Below are 20,219 nucleotides of genomic sequence, written 5' to 3'. Positions count from 1 at the left end.
CTAAGGTCAAGCCCTAGGCTGTAAAGGTTCCCGGATGTCCAATGAAGTGCCAGGCGAGGAGTAGGCGTGCAGAAACAACCGACCATCCGCGATGTTGCCCGGGCGGCCGGGGTGTCCGTTGCGGTCGTCTCCCGGGTGCTGAACCCGGGATCGGGTCCTGTGGCCGCAGCTACCCGCGGACGAGTGAACGACGCCATGAAAAACCTCGGCTATCACCCTCGCACGGCAGCCAGGGAGCTCAAGTACGGGCCGCCTACCACTCTGGGGCTGCTGCTCGCGGATGTCTCTAACCCCTTCTTCGCCCGGCTCGCCGATAAGGTGGTGCAGGAGGCGTATTCGCGCGGAATCCAGGTGTTGCTGATGACAACGCAGGAGGACGATCAGCTGGAGTCGGAACGTCTGGCGACACTGATCGAGCGCAGGGTCAGCGGGATTATCGCGACCCCGACCGGCAATAACCTGGCAACGTGGAAGCAGCTCCAGGATCTGGGAACTGAGGTGGTTTTTGTCGACCGGTCGATACCGTCGCTTCCCGAAGTTGACGTTGTCAGCATCGACAACTTTGAGTCCGCCCGGTCCGCGACGGCGCTCCTTGCCGCCCACGGCCATCGCCGCATCGGGATCATCTCCGGACCGGCTTCCTCCACTACCGGAATGGACCGCATTGCCGGCTATCGGCAGGCCCTGGAAACTGCCGGCCTCGAGCAGGATGAGCTCCTCATACGGCACGCCGCGTTTCGCGGGCCGGCCGGAGGAGATGCCGCCTCGGCGCTGCTTAATATGGAGGAGCCACCCACCGCTTTGGTGGTGGCAAATACCGCCCAGGTGACCGAAGTTCTGCGGCGCCTCTCCCATGCCGGAATCGACATCCCCCAGGCGCTGTCCGTCATCGTCTTCGAAGATTCGCCCTGGACCGAACTCATGACCCCGGCCCTGACAATCGTCAGGCAACCCATAGATCTGCTTGCCCGACACTCCGTGCAGCTCGCTTTGTCGAACACGCAGGGCAAAACGTCGGAAAAACCCAATGTCATCCGCGTGGCCGCCGAACTGGTCGAGCGGTCCAGCGTCGCCCGGCTGCAGTTAGCGAAGTAACCGAAGCTGGCAATCGCTCCCAGCGGTTTACAGCCAAGGGTGCCTGTGGTAAAAAAGTGTACCGGTTCCACTTCGGGATAACTCGCGGCGGGAAGACAAGCTGCGGGAGCACCGCCCAAGCGAGGCATCGGGAAGCGGGGCGATAAGCAGCAAGAGCAGCCCTTTTCGACCACATCCACGGAACCGAAGACGCTTTTACCACCGCCATCGAAGCATCAGTACCCCTGTCCGTACAGGCCAGGAACCAGCACGTATTCAAAGGAGAATCAGATGCCAAAGCGCACCCTGGCGGCCGCAGTTGTGGCCGTTGCACTCACCGTTACTACTGTCCTCACAGGTTGCGGCGGGGGAGGAGCGGCCGGTGCTGGCGCGCCCAGCACCACGGTCCGCCTCGGTATCGGTGACCCCGCGACCTCTTCCATGGGGGTCTCCGCAAAGCACTTCGCCGACAAGGTTGCCGAGCTGAGCGACGGCAAGGTCAAGGTCGAGACGTTCCCCGACGGCACCCTTTTCGGCGGGGACCAGAACGCAGCCGTCAACCTGCTTGGAAACGGCACGCTGGACTCCACCATCCTGTCCACCTCGGTGTACGCGTCCTTCGAGCCGAAGATGAATGCCGTCAGCCTTCCCTACCTCTTCAAGGACTCGGAGGAGGTCACCAAGTACCTTGAAGGCGAGCCCGGCGAGGAACTCCTGGGCTCGCTGGACAAGCTGGGCATCAAGGGCGTGTCGATGCTGACCCGCACTCCCCGGCACACCACCAACTCGCAGCGTCCCATAACCCAGCCCGAGGACTTCAAGGACCTGAAGCTCCGCGTACCGCAGAACGACCTCTGGGTTAAGTTCTTTGGCTCAGTGGGCGCTAACCCGACGCCGATGGACTTCAAAGAGGTTTACACCGCCCTGCAGCTTGGCACCATCCATGGCCAGGAAAATCCACTGGAAGTTCCAGTCAACAACAAGTTCTTCGAAGTCCAGGACTACCTCTCCCTTACGGGCCACATCTCCGACGCCCTGGTCCTCGGGTTCAGCAAGAAGAAGTGGGACTCCTTCGATGAGGAAACCCGGAAGGTCCTGCAGGAAGCTGCAGACGAGACCGCCGACTTCAAAACGAAGTACGACAACGACGAAGCCACCAAAACCCTCGAAAAGCTGAAGGGCGAAGGCGTGAAGATCAACGAACTGACGCCGGAAGCGCGGGAAAAGTTCCAGGCGGCAGCCCAGAAGGTCTACCCCGAGCTTGAGGGCAAGGTGGGCAAGGAATTCGTTCAGGCAAGTCTTGAATTCCTCGGACGCTAAGGTGACAAACCCAGTGCAGGAGACGAGTTCAGTGCAGGACGATGCAACCACCCCAACCCGGGGGGCCGAACACCGGGCGGCCGCAGAGGACATCAACGTGGTACCGGTGGGAGAAGCCTCGAAACCTCATGGCCTGATTTGGAAGGCCGTGGATGCTCTCCTTTTCGTCGGAATCTGCGCGATGCTGCTCAGCCTTGCTGCCCAGATGGTCAGCCGGCAGATGGGAGCCTCGCTTTCCTGGACCGAGGAACTGACCCGCTTCCTGTTCATGGACACCACTTTCCTGGGGATGGCGGCAGGTTTCCGGGCCGCCGTGCACCCGCGGGTGAACTTTGCGGTGGCGTGGGGACCAGCCTGGCTTAAGAAAGTCAGCCTGCATCTCTACGCCATCTGCGGGACCGTGTTCTTCAGTGTCCTGCTTTACAAGACCTGGGAACTGATGCTGCAGCAGTACGCTGCCGGAGAGTCCAGTCCTGCCCTGGGACTGAAAATGTTCCTGGTAACCCTGCCCCTTGTGATCAGCGCAGCACTGGCCATCATCGCCCACATCACGACCATCTACTTCTCCCCGAATATGCGTAAGAAGATCCTCGAAGGAGAGATGATCGCATGAGCCTGACCCTGCTGGGTATTTTCCTCCTCCTGCTGCTGCTGGGCGTTCCGCTCTCAGTCTCACTCGGCATTGGTGTCATCGCCACTCTACTGATCTTCGACATCCCCCTGGACCTGTTGCCGCAGTCCATGATGAGCTCCATGAACAGCTTCCTGCTGGTTGCTGTCCCCTTGTTCGTCCTGGCCGGCAACCTCATGGCCGGTGGAGGTATCTCGGACCGCATCTTCCGCGGTGCCGAGGTCATCTTTGGCCGCTTCCGTGGCGGACTTGGCCAAGTGAATATCGCATCGAGCGCGATCTTCGGCGGCATCTCCGGTTCCTCGGTTGCCGACATTGTCAGCCTTGGCAAGATCGAGATCAAGGCCATGACGGACCACAAGTACCCGCGCCCGTATGCGGCAGCGATGACCATGGTCACGGCTACCCTGTCCTCACTGATACCGCCCAGCATCCTCATGATCATCGCCGCTTCGACCGCGAACGTCTCTGTAGGCGCGGCACTCGCGGGAGGATTTGGACCCTCCGTTGTCCTGATCCTCGTCCTCATGGTTGTGAATTTCTTCCTGTCGGCACGCCGTGGTTACGGCGAGGTCTCAAGGACGCCCTTCAAGAAGGGCCTGAGGATCGTCCTCGGCGGAATCCCTGCCATGGGTGGCCCGGTGATCATCCTGGTGGGCATGTTCAGCGGGCTCGTCACGCCCACGGAGGCCGCAGCCGTCGCCGTCTTCTACAGCCTTCTGGTCGGCATCTACGTCTACCGGGACATGAAGTGGCGCCAGATGCCCAAGATGATCGTGGACGCCGGCCTCACCACCGGCACCATCCTGCTCATCGCCATGATCGCCGGCGTCGCCTCCTACATCTTCACCATTGACGGGCTGCCATCAAAGGTCAGCAGCTGGCTGCTGAGTGTCAGCACTAACCCCACAATCGTCATGCTCCTGATCGGCCTGATCCTGATCATCATCGGAACCGTCATGGACAAGGTCGCAGCCATCCTGCTTTGCACACCGGTGCTCATGCCCGCGGCCGTGTCCTCCGGCGTGGACCCCATCCACTTTGTCGTTTTTCTCGTCGCTGCCCTCGCCGTTGGCCTGGTCACACCGCCTGTGGGCGTCTGCCTTTTCGCGGCGTCCTATGTCAGCGGACTGCCGATGGAGAAGATCGTGAAGGCCGCAGTGCCGCTCTACGTGGTCATGGTGATCGCCATCGTCATGCTGGCAGTCTTTCCCCAGCTCATCCTGTGGCCTTCTGATCTCCTGACCAACCAGTAACGCCCCCTCGGTTCGATCTCCCAACAGCCACAGAAACCAGGAAGACCCTGTCTCCCTCCTCCGCTTGGCCCCGCAATGTTCCACCCCGTTCTGGAGGGGTGTACGTGCACGCCCTAATCCCTGAAGGACCCCAATGCCTGAACGTGACCACCCAATGCTTGCCCTGATGGGATTAGGGCCGATGGGGGAACCCATGGCGCGCCGGCTGCTAAAGGGCTACGGCGAGCTAACAGTCTGGAACCGGACTGCTTCGAAGGCCGAAGCCTTGGTGGACCTGGGCGCCCGCGTTGCAGCCTCACCCTTTGAGGCAGCCGCTGACATCGTTCTCACCGTGTTGCCAGATTTAGGCCACGTCGAATCGTTGCTTCCGGGAGAAGAGGGCCTGATAGCCGGATGGACAGCCCGGGGCATTGCCCGGCCGATTCTCGTCGTGCACGGTACCGTCTCGCCGGGGGCAGTGGCGGCCTTCGGCGAACGGATGCTTCGCGACCATGGCGTCCGAGTCCTGGACGCCCCTGTCAGTGGCGGCACCGTGGGCGCCGAAAACGGGACCCTAAGCATCATGGTGGGCGGGGACGAGGACACTTTTCGCTCGGTCACCCCGGCGTTCGGGTTCATGGGCAGCACCATCCGGCACATGGGCCCGGGAGGTTCGGGCGCACTCGCCAAAGCCTGCAACCAGATCGTGGTCGCCGGCACAGTCACGGCAGTTTCCGAAGCCATGCTTCTCGCTCGCTGCGGCGGACTGGATCCATCCGTGATGCTCGAATTGCTCCGCGGTGGGCTGGCCGACTCCGAGGTCCTGCGCCAAAAAGGACAGAGATGGATAGATGGCGACTTCACAGGCGGCGGCAGCGCCCAAAACCAACTGAAAGACCTCAACTTCGTACTGGGGACGGCTAAAACAGCACAGCTGGAGCTGCCCCTGAGCACGGTAATCCAAGATCTTTTCGAGGACATGGTCTCCCGGGGCGACGGCGCCCTTGATCACACAGGAATCTTCCAGACCCTTGCTCAGCGCAACAGAGCTCTCACCGAGACCTGAAACGTCACGACTTCAAGGCGGACGGGCAACGCCTCTTGAATGACTTCACGCAACTGCAGGGCACCCCCAGTGAGTTAGGCGCAGCCTGCTGCCGGCTTCGAATCAACGATGGTGAGCTGGCTGGTTGTCACCGGCACGGGAAGCTGCGCCGGCTCCGGCGCGGGTGCGCCCTGCTCCCGGGCTGCGCGGAGGCGGTACAGCGCGACGGCGGAGATAAGGCACCACACGGCATTCGTCACCACCGACGGCCAGGCGCCGTGGAAGGCGCCATTGATGATGAAGGCGCAGGCGCCAACGAGATTCGCAATCTGGAAGGCCTTGCCGGCCTTCAGCCACCCCATGGAGACGCCCATGAATGCGCCCAGAATCGTAACCGCGCCGCCCCAACCGGCAATTTCCCACAGCAATTCCATGTTTGTCCCTTCCGAAGTCTCGCGCCTGCAGTTCCACTTGCAATAGTGGGACCGGAACTCATTAAGTTCAATTGAATTTTGCTGCAGACATGGTTTAGAACTGCTTAACATGGACATCGACCCGCGCCGGCTGCGCGTTCTCCTTGCCGTCGCCCGCACCGGCGGCGTGCTCGCGGCTGCCGATGAACTCGGAATTACGCCCTCCGCCGTCTCCCAGCAGCTCAACAAACTGGAGGACGAAACAGGGCACGCCCTGGTCGTCCGAACCCCCAAAGGCTCACTCCTGACCCCCGCCGGCCTGGCCATCGCCGAAGCCGGCGAAGAGATCGAGCGTGCTCTCAGCGACGCCCTCGCCAGGATCGAAGGCGGCGCCACGGTCGAGGGCGTTGTCCGGGTGGGCGGGTTCACGAGCTTCGTGCGGACCGTTGTGATCCCGCGCCTTCCCGAGTGGCGCAGCCAGTACCCCCAACTCCGGATCGACATCGTCGAAGACGACTTCCCCGTCCTGATGCGGCTGCTGCGCCAGCGCCAGCTTGACGCCGTCGTTGTGGAACTTGATTCGACGACGGCGGAGCAACGGTCCCTTGCCGCCGGACTGATCGAGGAGCCGCTGCTCGACGAGCCCTGGAAGCTGGTGGTCCCTTCCGGAGCCCTCCTCAGTACCGAGAACATCGACCTCGGCCGCCTGCCCCTTCCGTGGCTGGGCGTCGAACCTTCAGCCGCAAACCTCTCCGTCCTGGGACGGCTGAGCCGCTCCTCCGGCGCGAAAACCGAAACCGTGCACCAATACACGGACACCCTGACCGCCCTCTCACTTGTCGCCGCCGGAGAGGGTGCCGCCATCGTGCCAACCCTGGCCTTGACCGGCGTCGCCCAGGACGGGGTGGACATCCTGGACGTCCCCGGACTCGGGACCCGGCGCATCGTGCTGCGGCGCTTCGACCGACGGCGGCCCACAAGTTTGCCCGTCGACACCGTCGCCCGCCTGCTGCGCGAATCGGCGGCCGCCTTCGACACGCGGTCCACCTCCTGACCAGCCGGAACCTGACCAAGGCCAGGACGCATATTCTGGGTACAAGCCGCCCCTGATCCCGAAGGAAGCCCATGCCTGACCGTTCGCGCCCGCTTCGCAAGCTCGGCTTCCTCACCATCGGCCTGTTCGATCCGAAAGATCCGGCAACGGGCCACAGGTCCACGCTGGACATCATCGAACTCGGCGAGCAGCTCGGCTTCGACAGCGCCTGGCTCCGCCACCGCCACCTGCAGTTCGGCATCTCCTCACCCGTTGCGGTGATGGCCGCCGCCAGCCAGCGCACCTCCCGGATTGAGCTCGGCACCGCCGTGACCCCGCTCGGTTGGGAGAACCCGCTGCGCCTGGCCGAGGACCTCGCCACCGTGGACCTCCTCGCCGGCGGCCGTATCAACCCGGGCCTGAGCGTCGGCGAACCGATGCACTACGACACAATCAAACACGAGCTGTACCCGGACTCCGCGGACGTGGAGGACTTCAGCTACACCCGCGTGGAGCGGTTCGCCCGCCTGGTCTCCGGGGAACCGGCGCGGGAGTTCTCCGGCAAACAGGGCGTGGTGGAGGAGTTCTCCAACCGCGTCGAACCGCACTCGGCCGGACTGCGCGACCGCCTCTGGTACGGCGCCGGCAGCACCAAGTCGGCTGTCTGGGCAGGCACCAACGGCTTCAACCTGCTCTCCAGCAGCGTCATCTTCCCGGACCAGGACAAGGACCTGGACAAGGACCAGGAACCGGATTTCGCCGCCGTCCAGCAGTCCCAGATTCGGGCGTACAAAGAGGCCGCAGCCCAAGCAGGCAACAAGGCCAGGGCGTCGCAGGGCCTGGTGGTCATTCCCACTGACTCAGCCACAAGCGGCCAGCGGGAGAAGTACCAACGGTATGTCGACGAACGTACACCCCGGACGAAAGCACCGCAGGGGCCCAGGGGCATGCTGTTCGCCCCGGACCTGATCGGCACCAGCGATGAGATCGCCGAACAGCTGTACGCACACGCCGGGTTCCAGGAAGTCGACGAGGTGGCCTTCGCCCTGCCCTTCAGCTTCGACCATGAGGACTACGTCCAGATCCTCACGGACATTGCCGGCAAGCTGGGGCCCGCCCTCGGCTGGTCTGCTGCCTAGGCCCGGCGCCGGCGTCGTATTACCGGCCTTGAAATAACCCGGCCCGTAGCACACAGACATACGAAGCAACGTTTCGGCGTGTCGCCCGTAACCTGTTTAGATGCCTCGTTTTGCTCTTGATATAGACTCCGTCGCCCGCCCGGCCCGCTCCCAGGAACTCCTGGACGCGGTCAACCACCGGGTTGTTATTGCCGACGGCGCCATGGGCACCATGCTGCAGGGCCGGGAGCTCTCCCTTGAGGAAGACTTCCAGAACCTGGAAGGCTGCAACGAGATCCTCAACGACACCCGCCCGGACGTCATCGCCGACATCCACGACGCGTACTTCGCCACGGGCATCGACGCCGTCGAAACCAACACCTTCGGCGCCAACTGGTCCAACCTCTCCGACTACGGCATCGACGACCGCATCGAGGAACTCGCCCGCAAGGGCGCCAGGATCGCCCGCGAACGCGCCGAAGCGGCAGAGGAAACCGACGGCCGGATGCGCTGGGTCCTCGGCTCCATGGGCCCCGGCACCAAGCTCCCCAGCCTGGGCCACACCAGCTACGACTACCTCAAGCAGACCTTCGCCCTCCAGGCCGAGGGCCTTATCGACGGCGGCGCCGACGCGTTCCTGATCGAAACAAGCCAGGACCTCCTGCAAACGAAAGCCGCCGTCAACGGCTGCAAGCAGGCCATCGTCTCCAAGGGAATCCGCCTCCCGATCTTCGTCGAGGTGACCGTCGAGACCACAGGAACCATGCTCATGGGCTCCGAAATCGGCGCCGCGCTCACCGCCCTGGAACCGCTCGGCGTCGATGCCATCGGCCTGAACTGCGCCACCGGTCCTGACGAGATGAGCGAGCACCTCCGCCACCTCTCCAAGCAGTCCACCGTCGCCATCGCCTGCATGCCCAACGCCGGCCTGCCCATCCTCGGCGCCAACGGCGCGCACTACCCGCTCACCCCCACCGAACTGGCCACCGCGCACGAGCAGTTCGTCCGCGAATTCGGCCTCGGCCTGGTGGGCGGCTGCTGCGGTACGACGCCGGAGCACATGGCCGCCGTCGTCGAACGCCTTGCGCCCTTCCGCACCCGCAAAAACGCGGACGACGGCGGGACCGCCAACGGCGGCAAGCCTGCCCCCGCCCGCGTCCCCACCGAGCACGACCCCGGCATCGCCTCCCTCTACCAGCACGTCTCCTTCGACCAGGACGCCTCCTACCTGGCCATCGGTGAGCGCACCAACGCCAACGGCTCCAAGGCCTTCCGCCAGGCCATGCTCGAGGAACGCTGGGACGACTGCGTGGACATCGCCCGCGAGCAGATCCGCGTCGGCGCGCACCTGCTCGACGTCTGCGTCGACTACGTGGGGCGCGACGGCGTCGCGGACATCAAGGAGGTCGTCTCCCGTTTCGCGTCGGCCTCCACCCTCCCGCTCGTCATCGACTCCACCGAACCGCCCGTCCTGCAAGCCGGCCTGGAACTCATCGGCGGCCGTCCGGTGGTCAACTCCGTCAACTATGAGGACGGCGACGGCCCGGACAGCCGCTTCGCCCGCATCATGCCGCTGGTGAAGGAACACGGCACCGCCGTCATCGCCCTGACCATCGACGAGCAGGGCCAGGCCCGCACCACCGAGGGCAAGGTGGCCATCGCCTCCCGCCTGGTGGACGCCCTGGTGGGCGAATGGGGGATGCGCGTCGAGGACATCATCGTGGACGCCCTCACCTTCCCGGTCGCCACCGGCCAGGAGGAAACCCGCCGCGATGGCATCGAAACCATCGAGGCCATCCGCCAGATCACCACCAAGTACCCGGGCATCAACACCACGCTCGGCGTCTCCAACGTCTCCTTCGGCCTCAACCCGGCAGCGCGCATCGTCCTGAATTCCGTGTTCCTGCACGAGGCCGTCCAGGCGGGCCTGACCAGCGGCATCATCGACGCCGCCAAGATCGTGCCGCTCGCCTCCCTGCCGGAAGAGCAGCGCAAGGTCGCTTTGGACCTCGTCTGGGACCGCCGCGAATACGACGCCGACGGCAACACCACCTACGATCCGCTTGCCATCATGCTGGACATGTTCGCCGGCGTCGACACCGCAGCGCTTAAGGACCAGCGCGCCGCCGAACTCGCCGCCCTCCCCACGGGCGCGCGCCTGGAACGGCGGATCATCGACGGCGAAGGCAAGGGCCTCGAGGAGGACCTGGACCTGGCGCGGAGCGAGGGCATGACCCCGCTCGGCATCATCAACGACCACCTGCTTGAGGGCATGAAGGTGGTGGGCGAGCGGTTCGGTGCCGGCGAGATGCAGCTGCCATTCGTGCTGCAGTCCGCCGAGGTGATGAAGAACGCCGTCGCCCTGCTCGAACCGCACATGGAGAAGTCCGATTCCTCCGGCAAGGGCACCATGGTGATCGCCACCGTGCGCGGCGACGTGCACGACATCGGCAAGAACCTGGTGGACATCATCCTGACCAACAACGGCTACAAAGTGGTCAATATCGGCATCAAGCAGGGCATCGCCGAAATCATCGCCGCCGCCGAGGAACACGACGCGGACGTCATCGGCATGTCGGGGCTGCTGGTGAAATCCACCGTGGTGATGAAGGAGAACCTGGCCGAGCTGCAGTCCCGCGGCCTTGCCAAGAAGTGGCCGGTGATCCTGGGCGGCGCCGCCCTGACCCGCGCCTACGTGGAGCAGGACCTGGCGGAGCAGTTCGACGGCGTGGTCCGGTACGCCAAGGACGCGTTCGAGGGCCTTTCCCTCATGGAGCCGCTGGTGCGGGTCGCGCGCGGCGAGTCGCCGGACGACGTCGGCCTGCCGCCTTTGAAGAAGCGCATTCACAAGGGAGGCGCGAAGTTCACGGTGACCGAGCCCGAGGCAATGCCCGGCCGGTCCGACGTCGCCGAGGACAACCCCGTGCCGGCGCCGCCGTTCTGGGGCACGCGCATCGTGCGCGGCGTCTCGCTGCACGACTACGCAGCGTTCCTCGATGAGCGCGCCACCTTCATGGGGCAGTGGGGCCTCAAGCCCGGCCGCGGCGAGGACGGTGCGTCCTATGAGGAGCTGGTGGAACGCGAGGGCCGGCCGCGCCTGCGCTACTGGCTGGACCGCATCCTGGGCGAGGGCATGCTGGACGCCTCCGTGGCGTACGGCTACTTCCCCGTGGTCTCAGAGGGGGAACAGGTGGTGGTGCTGCACCACGGCGAGGATTCCGACGGCGTCCTCGGCACCGCGGGCCTGCTCGCCCCGGACGGTGGTTCAGGCGGCCCGATCGGTACCGACCGGCTGCGTTTCGACTTCCCGCGCCAGCGCCGCGACCGGCACCTGTGCCTGGCCGACTTCGTGAAGTCCCGCGAATCCGGGCAGATCGACGTGCTGCCGGTGCAGCTGGTGACCGCCGGTTCCAAGATCGAAGAGTTCACGTCCAAGATGTTCGCCGCCAACCAGTACCGCGACTACTACGAGCTCAACGGCCTGGTCATGCAGCTCACCGAGGCGCTGGCCGAGTTCTGGCATGCCCGGATCCGCACGGAACTCGGCTTCGCCGCCGAGGAACCCAAGGACATCGCGGGCTACTTCAAGCTGGACTATCGCGGCGCCCGCTTCTCGCTCGGCTACCCCGCCTGCCCGGACATGGAGGACCGCCGCAAGGTCACGGAACTCCTCAAGCCCGAACGCATGGGCGTGGTCCTCAGCGACGAACTGATGCTGCACCCCGAGCAGTCCACCGACGCGTTCGTCTTCCACCACCCGGAGGCAAAGTACTTCAAGGTGTGAGGGCACGGGCGGGCTGGGCCTGTACGGCCTGCCCGCCTGCACCGGAGACGGGCTTCACCCTTCGCAGCGCGGCCAGGATGGCGCGTCCCACCAGGACAATTCCGACGATCGTGGTGATGGCGCGCAGCGTGTCCCATCCGGCGGTTGAGGTCACCAGCGAGTAGAGCAGGAAGCTGCTGAGGTTGGTGCCCAGTGGCGCGCCCGGAACGTAGGAGATGCCGGTGCCCGCACCCACGGCGAACGGCCAGAACCACAGGTTGGTCAACAGGCCGAACAGGTAGGACGCCACGGCGCCATAGCCGCACAGCATCCACAGCTCCGCCTTCCCGCGCACCCGCCGGGGAAGCAGGCCTGCCCCGGCGCCCACCCACGCGCACGCGAAAATTTGGAAGGGCGTCCACGGACCGACGCCGCCCCACAGCACACTCGACACGGCGATCGTGGCTGCGCCGAGGAGCAGCCCGAACCGGGCACCGAACGCCCGGCCGGCGAGGAGCAGCAGGATAAAAACAGCCTCCACACCCCCGACGCCGGTGCTCGCCACCCGAACCGCCGAGCCGACGGCGGCCAGGACGCCCAGCAGCGCCACCATATGCGCGGACCGCACCGAGCCATCCAGGGAGACAACGACGGCGACCGCGGCCACGGGTGCGATGGCCAGCGCCGCATAGGGAACGGCAGCGGCGGCATCCTGGGGGAGGGCCGTGGCGAGCAGCGGCCAGCAAAAGGCCCCGAGGGCCAGGAGGTTGGCGGCAGCGAGGACTGTGGGCTCGAGCCCCCGGGGCATCCGGATGCGGCGGGGTTTGCGGGCAGCCGGGTCGTCCGGCAGGGGATCGGAGAACCGAGGGAACGTGACGGCCGGCGCCTTGGTGGTGTTGAGGGCAGTCGACCCGGCGGGTGCCACTGACTCCAGCTCCGCTTTCTCATGCTCTGGGGCGGGGGCGACGCCATCACGCATCGGCAGGATCCGGGCGCCGAGGCCCTCGGCGAAGCGGTGGTCGTGGGTGGCGATCAGGACCGCAGTGCCGGCGTCGGCCGCCGCCCGCAGCGCCGCCGCAACAGCCGTGCGTGCTGCCGGATCAAGCCCGCGGGTGGGCTCGTCGATCAGGAGCACCCCGGGGCTGTCCATGGTCTGCAGCGCGATGGCAAGGACGCGGCGTTCCCCGGCCGAGAGGTCCCGGGGATGTTCGGGGCCGAACGGCATCCCGGCGCCACCCCGCAACCGCAGAAGGTGATTCGCCGCGTAGCCGGGCTGCACCAGTGGGGCGTCTTTCCGGCGTGCGATCCGCCGCTCCGCCGCGCGGAGTTCGCCGGCGACGGTGTCCCTGGTGAACAGATCATCGGATGCGTCCGGCACGAGGGCGACCCTGCCGCCGTCGACCGCGTGCCTGCCGTCTGTGCCGTCGTCTTCTGTATGTTGCCCAAGTGCCAGCGCGACCAGCAGGGAGGACTTCCCGGCCCCGTTCGGGCCTACCAGTGCCACCACTTCGCCGCGGTTCAGGGTGAGGGACGCGCTGCTCACAAGCGGCTTGCCCTTGCGCTGCACGGCGAGGTTCGTTGCGGCCAGCACGGGCGCCCGCCCGGCAGCCGCAAATGGCGCCGGACTCTGGCCGACGGGGACCGAAGCGGCCGGTGCGGCACCCGGAACCCCCGCAGTTGGAATCAATGCGCCGTCGTCGATGGTCCACCAGGCGTCGGCAATGGGCACCAGCTGCTCCGCCCGGTGCTCCGCCACGATGACGCATACGCCCGCGTCCCGGGCGAGGGCGTGCAGCACGGCGGTCACGCGCCCGCGTGCAGCGGTATCGAGGTCGGCGAGGGGCTCGTCCACCAGGAGCACGGCCGGCTGCTCCACGACGGCGGCAGCGATGGCCACGAGTGTGGCCTCGCCGGCCGAGAGGGTGCTCAGGTTCCGGTCCAGCAGCGAAGCCACGCCGACGCGTTCTGCTACTTCGGTCACCCAGGCCCCGTACTCGGCGGGCGTGATGCCGCGCAGCTCAAGTGCTAGGGAGATTTCGTCCCGGACCCGGGTGGACGCAAACGCGGCGCGCGGGTTCTGCAGGACGACGCCAATAATCCGGGCGGTGTCGCGCGGCATCGTGGTGGCCCGGTTCGTTCCGGCGATGCGAACGGTGCCGAGGACCTGCCCGCCGTCCACGTGGGAGAGCAGGCCGGCGAGGCCCCGCAGGATGGTGGACTTCCCTGATCCTGTCGGCCCGGTGATCACCGTGACCGATCCGGCGGCGGGGGTGAACCCGGCGGCGCGTACCCGGGCTTTGCCGATGCGGAATTCGGCATCCCGGACGAAGACTGGAGGGTCATCACCGCGGACAGGCTGGTGGGCGGACCGGCTTCCGAAGCCGCGCAGTTCGAGGGCGGCTGCCACCCGGGCGGCGTGTTCAAGGGTCCGTTCCAGCACCGGCACCAGGGCGCGGGGCCCGAATCGTTCGCCCCGCAGCCTGAAGGCCAGGCGGACGGAGGCCACGGCGTCGGCAAGTGCGGGCAGCGCCGCCCACGCCACCACAAGGGTCCGGGCCACGCCCTGCAGGGGTCCGCGGCGGGCCAGGTGCACGAAACCGCGGGCCACGTCCACAAAGGAGTTGAGGATGCCGAAGGCGAGGATCGTTCCGGCGATCGGCAGGGCGGACAGGACCGCCTCCCACACTCCTGATCCTGTGACCGGGCCGAAGAGGACCACATGCGCGTACGGCGCGGGCAGCCGCACCGGCGGCAGGTCGAGCAGGACCGGAGTGCCCCTGCTGGCGCCGTTGAAGAGGACGCGGTAGATGACCCGCGCCGCGATGAAGATGGCGGCAAGGGCCACCCCAGCATGTAGCGGCGCGGGTCGGAAGGTCATGCTGCGGGGGCGGCCGGTTCGCCGTCCACCGTGTACAGCAGTTCCAGGCTCTCGCCGGGGTTGAGCTTCAGGCTGTCCAGGCCTTCCTGCGCGTAGGCCCATGTACCCGCGGCGGGCTTCACCCAGAGGGCCCAATAAGAAACAGTGTTTTTGTCATCGCACGCTTCGCGGATAGTGCCAGCCTTGTGCTTGATGTCGAAGTCCGCGGCGGGCACACCGTTGACGCGGCACGCGAAGCTCGTGGGGTACTTGGCGGTGCCTTCGATCTTCACGTCGGCTTCGCTCAGCACGGCCGATGCCAGGGTGGATTCGTCCGCGGGGACGCAGACGGAGGTATCGGCGGCATCCTGCTTCAGGGAACCGGAATCCACGATGACCTGCACGCCCGTGCAGGGTCCGGCGCTGGCGGAGGTGGTTGCCGTGGAAGCCGGGGAAGTGGTTGTGGGAGAGGTGGCGGCCGGCGTGGAGCAGGCAGCGAGGGTAAGCAGGAGACCGGCGGCGGCAAGGGAGCCCGCGGCGGTGGTGCGAATATTAGTCAAAGTCACCTGTCAAGGGTAGGGCGTCCGTTGCCCGGATCCGGAGGCCAAAGCGTTGTGTGACGCAAAGAAGGGCCGACGACGGCGTGGTGACTGCCGTCGTCGGCCCTTCCTTTGTTGGAGCTGCTGCAGCGGACCCTGCTGCAGCAGCAGCTTTTAGGACACCTTCACCCCAGCGTCCTGGTGGTCTTCATCGCGGTGCTCAGCCGGAGCATCAGCGGTGGACCCGGAGGATGGGTGGACGGCGACGGCGGCGTGTTCGGCCAGTACACCGGTCTGGTGCCGGATCTTGAAGCGGTAGAGCAGGGCGCCACCGACCGTGACGGCGGCGACGAACAGCACGCCGCCCCACTGCAGGTACCACTCGAACGGGGGAACGGAGTTGTAGATCTCCTGGCGGGGCCAGACCAGGTTGATGGTCATTGCGGCGCCCCAGAGGACGGCGAGGATGTTCACCGGCAGTCCCCACTTGCCCATGCTGAACCCGACGTCGGCGGTCCCGCCGGGGCCCGGCCACTTCCCCAGCAGGCGCTTGCGCAGCATGGGCACCGTAACCAGCAGGTAGGCCAGGTAGATCAGCACGATGCTGATGCTGGAGAGGATGGTGAAGATCGCAGGCTGGGAGACGTTGACGATCAGCGGAATGATGGCGATGACCCCAATGACGATGGCGGCCACCGTCGGCGTCTTGCGCTGGGGATGGACCTTGCTGAGCTGCCGGCTGAACGGCAGGTTGTTGTCGCGGGCCATGGCGAACATCATCCGGATGGCGGCGGCGTGGACTGCGAGGGTGCAGACGAACACCGCAACCACGATGCAGGCAAGGAAGGCCTTCCCGAACGGTCCGCCCAGGACGCTGAGCACGATGTACTGCAGTCCGCCGTCAGCACTGCCCAGCTTGGGGTCGGCCAGGTCCGGGGCGGCGAGGATGCCGAACAGCAGGATCAGGCCGCCCAGCACGAACGACGCCGTGATCGCCCGCAGGATTGCTTTGGGCGCGGTGCGCTTGGGGTCCTTGGTTTCCTCACCGAGGGAGCTGGCGGTGTCAAAGCCGTACATGACATAGCCGGAGGCCATGGCGCCGATCAGGAAGACGCCGAAGAAGCCGAGGTCGTGGCCTTCGCCATAGCCGGCGGTGCTGAACAGGACTTCAGGCCCGCGTACCACGTGCCATCCCAGTGCCAGGATGAGGAGTACGGCCGCCGCGAGTTCAACGAAGACGCCCACACTGTTGATTTTGGTCATCAGCTTTACGCCAAAAGCATTGATGAGGGTGGAGATGGTGATCATGATGCTTGCCAGCAGGACGCCGTTGAGGGCGAAATCATAGGTGCCGGTGCCGTCACCGATAATCTGGAAACCGGACCAGATCTGGGGCAGGGTGAGCTGCAGGGCCAGGGCCACGGCCCCGAGCGCCACCATGGAGGAAATCAGCAGCAGCCAGCCGGCCAGCCACGCGAACGTCCCCGACGATAGCCGCTTCGCCCAGTTGTACACCGAACCGGCCACCGGGTAGCGGCCTGCCAGTTCGGCGAAGCACAGGGCCACCATCAGCTGGCCTGCAAAAACGAGGGGCCAGGACCATGCGTAAGCGGGGCCGGCCATGGAAAAGCCAAAGTAGAACAGTTGGAAAACACCGGTGAGGATGGAGATGTAGCTGACGCCCGCGGCGAAGCTGGCGAATTTGCCGATACTCCGGTCGAGGGTCTGGGTGTAGCCAAATTCGTCCATGCCGCTTGAATCAATACTCTTGCTGGGTTCCAATATGGACTCCTAGATCAGAAAAGCACGATGGGACCGGCCGCCCTGGGGTGCGGGGAAGGTCGAAGGGGGGGAGGTGGCCCGGCGTTGCCTGTGAACGCCGGGCCGCTTGCGGGAGGGGCCTGTTGCTTGTTGCCTAGGCGGGCGATGCGCTGAGCTGAAGTTCCGCCGTCGTGGTGGTTTCTCCTGTCCTGCTGGCACGGATGAGGTCGGCGCAGCGCTCGCCGATCATCATGACGGTGATGTTGGGGTTGACGGTGACATGCTCGGGCATGACGGAGGCGTCCGCGACGCGGAGGCCGGTGACGCCCTTGACCCGCAGCTCGGGGTCGAGCGGGGACATGGTGTCGTCGACGGCGCCCATCCGGACAGTGCCGACGGGGTGGTAGACGGTGTTGTGGGTCTTGCGGATGTAGTCGCGCAGTTCCTCGTCGCTCTGCGCCTCGACACCGGGCGACAGTTCCCGGCCGGTCCACTCCGCCATCGCCGGCTGCGCGGCGATTTCGCGGGCCTTGCGGATCCCGGCCACCATCACGCGCATGTCGTGGCCTTCGGGATCGGTGAAGTAGCGCGGGTCCACCATGGGCTTGTCGCGGAAGTCGCGGCTGCGGAGCCGGACGGTGCCGCGGGAACGGGCGTGCGTGACATTGGGGGTGAGGCTGAAGCCATTCTCCGTGGTGGGGTAGCCGTGGCGCAGGGTGTTCATGTCGAACGGGACAGAGCCATAGTGCATCATCAGGTCCGGGCGGTCCAGCCCCTCCTCGGTGGGGGTGAAAATTCCAATCTCCCACCACTGCGTGGAACTCTGCACCATGGGCTGCTTGGCCTCGAACTGGACAACGCCTTCCGGGTGGTCCTGCAGGTGCTCGCCGACGCCGGGGGAGTCCACCAGGACCTCGATGCCGTGCCCCGCGAGGTGTTCTGCCGGACCGATGCCGGAGAGCATCAGCAGCTTGGGCGAGTCGATGGCGCCGGTGGAGAGGATGACCTCGCAGTTCGCGGAGAGCCGGTGGGTACGGCCGAAAGCCCCGTCCACCACGTCCACGCCGGTGCAGCGCCTGTCCGCGTCGAACACCAGCTGGCGGGCCCGCAGGCCGGTCAGCAGGGTGAAGTTTTCCCGGTCGATGATCGGGTGGATGTAGGAGACCGAGCTGGAGGAACGGGTGCCGTCCGCGCGGCGGTTGATCTGGAAGAAGTTGGCGCCGTTGACCACGGTGGCGCCGGTGTTGAACTTCGCGCGGGGGATGCCGGACTGCTCGCAGGCGTCCAAAAGTGCGACGCCGGCAGGATCGGCCGGGGGTACGTTCATCAGGTGCACGGGGCCGGAGTCGCCGTGGTGGGGTGCGTCCGGGCCGGCGTCCTCGTTGGTCTCCAGCCGCTTGTACAGCGGCCAGGCGGCGTCGGCGTTCCAGCCGGTGGCGCCGTACTTGGATTCCCATTCGTCCAGGTCCTCGCGCGGAGCCCAGAAGGCGATGCAGGAGTTGTGGCTGGAGCAGCCGCCCATGACCTTGGCGCGGGCGTGGCGCATGAACGAGTTGCCGTTTTCCTGCGGTTCGATCGGGTAGTCCCAGTCGTAGCCGGATTCGAGCAGTTCCATCCAGCGGTCCAGCTGCAGGATTTCGGGGATGCTGCGGTCGTCCGGGCCCGCTTCGACGAGGGCGACGGTGACGGCCGGGTCTTCGCTCAGCCTGGCGGCCACGGCGGCGCCGGCGGACCCGCCGCCGATGACGATGTAGTCGAACGTGCGCCCGCCAAGGTCTTCGATGTTGTCGTAGTGCATCTAGTTCTCCTTGCTGTGGTCAGCGAACCAGCCGGTGACCTGCGGGCTGGTGTTCTGGTAGATGTGCTTGGCTTCCTGGTATTCGGCCAGGCCCGTGGGGCCCAGCTCGCGGCCGACGCCGGACTGGCCGAAGCCGCCCCACTCGGCCTGCGGAAGGTAGGGGTGGTAGTCGTTGATCCAGATGGTGCCGTGCCGGAGCCGGCCCGCCACCCGCTGGGCCTTCCCGGCGTCCTGCGTCCAGACAGCACCGGCCAGGCCATAGATGGTGTCGTTGGCGATAGCCATGGCCTCGTCCTCGGTGCGGAAGGTCTCCACCGTGACCACCGGGCCGAACGCCTCGTCGGTGACCACGGACATGCCGCGCTGCACCTGGTCCAGGATGGTGGGCAGGTAGTAGAAGCCGGCGTCGTACTTTTTGCCCTCCGGCGCCGAGCCGCCGGTCCGCAGCCGGGCGCCTTCGGCGATGCCGCGCTGGACGTACTCGTGGACGCTGTCGCGGTGTTGTGCGGAGATCAGTGGGCCGGTTTCGGCGTCCTCGTCGAAGGGACCGCCCAGGCGGATGGCTTCGGCGCGGCGGACCAACTCGTCCACGAAACGTTCGGCGATGGATTCCTCCACCACCAGCCGGGCTCCTGCGGAGCAGACCTGCCCGGAGTGGAGGAAAGCACCGTTGAGGGCGTTATCGACGGCGGCATCGAAGTCGGCGTCAGCGAAGATGACGTTGGGGTTCTTGCCGCCCAGTTCAAGCGCCACCTTCTTGACGGTGGCGGCAGCGGTGGCGGCGATGCGCTTGCCGGTTTCCAGCCCGCCGGTGAACGAGATGAGGTCGACGTCGGGGTGTTCGGACAGCGGTGCGCCAACCTTGGTGCCGGGCCCGGTGAGAAGGTTCGCGACGCCGTCGGGCAGGCCCAGGTCCTTCATGAGCTGCATGCACAGGATGCTCGTGGACGGGGTCAATTCGGCCGGCTTGAGGACGAAGGTGCAGCCGGCCGCCAAGGCGGGGGCGATCTTCCAGGCGGCCTGGAGCAGGGGGTAGTTCCACGGTGTGATGAGGCCGCAGACGCCTACGGGTTCATAGACAATCCGGCTGACGACGTCGGGGTTCCCGGCGTCGACCACGCGCCCGGGCTGCTGGCCCGCGAGCCGGCCGAAGTATTCGAAGCACGCGGCGATGTCATCGATATCGATGCGGCTCTCGACAATCCGCTTTCCCGTGTCCAGTGATTCGGCACGGGCGAACTTTTCGCGGTTCTCCCGAAGGCCGGCTGCGACTTTCAGAAGGAAAGTGCCGCGCTCGGGGGCGGGGACGGAGGACCAGACTCCGGAGTCGAAGGCTGCCCGGGCTGCGGCGATGGCGCGTTCGGCGTCCTCCCTGCCGCCTTCGGAGACGGTGGCGACCAGTTCGCCGTCGGCCGGGTTGCGGATTTCACGGGCTGCGCCGGAGGCTGCCGGCTCCCATGAGCCGTTGATAAAGAGGGTGGATGCTGACGCGGTATTGGACGGTGTGGCGTAAGTCATACGGAAGACAGTAGAGCAGATTGAACGAGTGTTCAATACTTTTTTTGAACAAGCGTTCAAGTTACGTTTGGGCGCAGTCCACCTTCTGGAAGGAGTGTTTCCGGGGCCTGCCGT

The 20,219-nt window shown here is 65.9% G+C and carries 14 protein-coding genes; 8 read left to right on the top strand and 6 right to left on the bottom strand.

The annotated features are described in order from the left end of the window. Positions 1–66 precede the first annotated feature (66 nt). The 5 genes from ACYQ1Z_RS10605 (at position 67) to ACYQ1Z_RS10585 (ending at position 5,326) form a co-directional block, all read left to right on the top strand. The gene (locus ACYQ1Z_RS10605; RefSeq protein WP_459792477.1) at positions 67–1,095 is read left to right on the top strand and encodes a LacI family DNA-binding transcriptional regulator; all 1,029 of its coding nucleotides are present in this window, start codon (positions 67–69) and stop codon (positions 1,093–1,095) included. Positions 1,096–1,365: 270 nt separating this feature from the next. Continuing rightward, the gene (locus tag ACYQ1Z_RS10600; protein WP_459792476.1) at positions 1,366–2,394 is read left to right on the top strand and encodes a DctP family TRAP transporter solute-binding subunit; all 1,029 of its coding nucleotides are present in this window, start codon (positions 1,366–1,368) and stop codon (positions 2,392–2,394) included. 31 nt (positions 2,395–2,425) lie between these two features. Continuing rightward, positions 2,426–3,007: a TRAP transporter small permease gene (locus ACYQ1Z_RS10595; protein ID WP_459792475.1), complete on the top strand. Its 582-nt coding sequence runs from the start codon at positions 2,426–2,428 to the stop codon at positions 3,005–3,007. Further along, complete coding sequence (locus ACYQ1Z_RS10590) at positions 3,004–4,281, top strand: TRAP transporter large permease (RefSeq protein ID WP_459792474.1); 1,278 nt, start codon at positions 3,004–3,006, stop codon at positions 4,279–4,281. Before ACYQ1Z_RS10595 ends, ACYQ1Z_RS10590 begins: the two co-directional genes overlap by 4 nt. Positions 4,282–4,414: 133 nt before the next feature. After that, a complete protein-coding gene (locus ACYQ1Z_RS10585) occupies positions 4,415–5,326 on the top strand; it encodes an NAD(P)-dependent oxidoreductase (protein WP_459792473.1) in 912 nt (303 codons plus the stop codon). 74 nt (positions 5,327–5,400) lie between these two features. Here ACYQ1Z_RS10585 and ACYQ1Z_RS10580 read toward each other — a convergent pair whose 3' ends face one another. Next, positions 5,401–5,739 (bottom strand): CBU_0592 family membrane protein, encoded by a 339-nt coding sequence (locus ACYQ1Z_RS10580; RefSeq protein ID WP_459792472.1) that lies wholly within the window; start codon positions 5,737–5,739, stop codon positions 5,401–5,403. A 109-nt stretch (positions 5,740–5,848) separates the two neighbouring features. Here ACYQ1Z_RS10580 and ACYQ1Z_RS10575 point away from each other — a divergent pair, with 109 nt between their 5' ends. The 3 genes from ACYQ1Z_RS10575 to metH all read left to right on the top strand — a co-directional run bounded on the left by ACYQ1Z_RS10575 (position 5,849) and on the right by metH (position 11,653). Beyond that, positions 5,849–6,772 (top strand): LysR family transcriptional regulator, encoded by a 924-nt coding sequence (locus ACYQ1Z_RS10575; RefSeq protein WP_459792471.1) that lies wholly within the window; start codon positions 5,849–5,851, stop codon positions 6,770–6,772. A 71-nt stretch (positions 6,773–6,843) separates the two neighbouring features. Further along, entirely contained in the window at positions 6,844–7,890 is a 1,047-nt protein-coding gene (locus ACYQ1Z_RS10570; RefSeq protein ID WP_459792470.1) for an LLM class flavin-dependent oxidoreductase, read from the top strand. A gap of 100 nt (positions 7,891–7,990) precedes the next feature. Continuing rightward, complete coding sequence (gene metH, locus ACYQ1Z_RS10565) at positions 7,991–11,653, top strand: methionine synthase (protein ID WP_459792469.1); 3,663 nt, start codon at positions 7,991–7,993, stop codon at positions 11,651–11,653. On the opposite strand, the gene ACYQ1Z_RS10560 is transcribed toward metH, so the two are convergent. The 5 genes from ACYQ1Z_RS10560 to ACYQ1Z_RS10540 form a co-directional block, all read right to left on the bottom strand. After that, the gene (locus tag ACYQ1Z_RS10560; protein WP_459792468.1) at positions 11,643–14,510 is read right to left on the bottom strand and encodes an ATP-binding cassette domain-containing protein; all 2,868 of its coding nucleotides are present in this window, start codon (positions 14,508–14,510) and stop codon (positions 11,643–11,645) included. The genes metH and ACYQ1Z_RS10560 overlap by 11 nt on opposite strands. Continuing rightward, positions 14,507–15,055: a hypothetical protein gene (locus tag ACYQ1Z_RS10555; protein WP_459792467.1), complete on the bottom strand. Its 549-nt coding sequence runs from the start codon at positions 15,053–15,055 to the stop codon at positions 14,507–14,509. The genes ACYQ1Z_RS10560 and ACYQ1Z_RS10555 overlap by 4 nt, the downstream gene beginning before the upstream one ends. Positions 15,056–15,202: 147 nt before the next feature. Continuing rightward, on the bottom strand, positions 15,203–16,777 hold the full coding sequence (locus ACYQ1Z_RS10550) for an APC family permease (protein ID WP_459792502.1): 1,575 nt from the start codon (positions 16,775–16,777) through the stop codon (positions 15,203–15,205). A 166-nt stretch (positions 16,778–16,943) separates the two neighbouring features. After that, positions 16,944–18,587 carry a GMC family oxidoreductase gene (locus tag ACYQ1Z_RS10545; RefSeq protein ID WP_459792466.1) on the bottom strand — a complete coding sequence of 548 codons (1,644 nt, stop codon included), beginning with the start codon at positions 18,585–18,587 and terminating at the stop codon, positions 16,944–16,946. Next, positions 18,588–20,105 (bottom strand): aldehyde dehydrogenase family protein, encoded by a 1,518-nt coding sequence (locus ACYQ1Z_RS10540; protein WP_459792465.1) that lies wholly within the window; start codon positions 20,103–20,105, stop codon positions 18,588–18,590. It abuts the gene before it with no gap. Positions 20,106–20,219 lie beyond the last annotated feature (114 nt).

The sequence above is a fragment of the Arthrobacter sp. AD-310 genome, from assembly GCF_054656615.1.
This window is presented reverse-complemented; position numbering and strand designations above follow the sequence as displayed.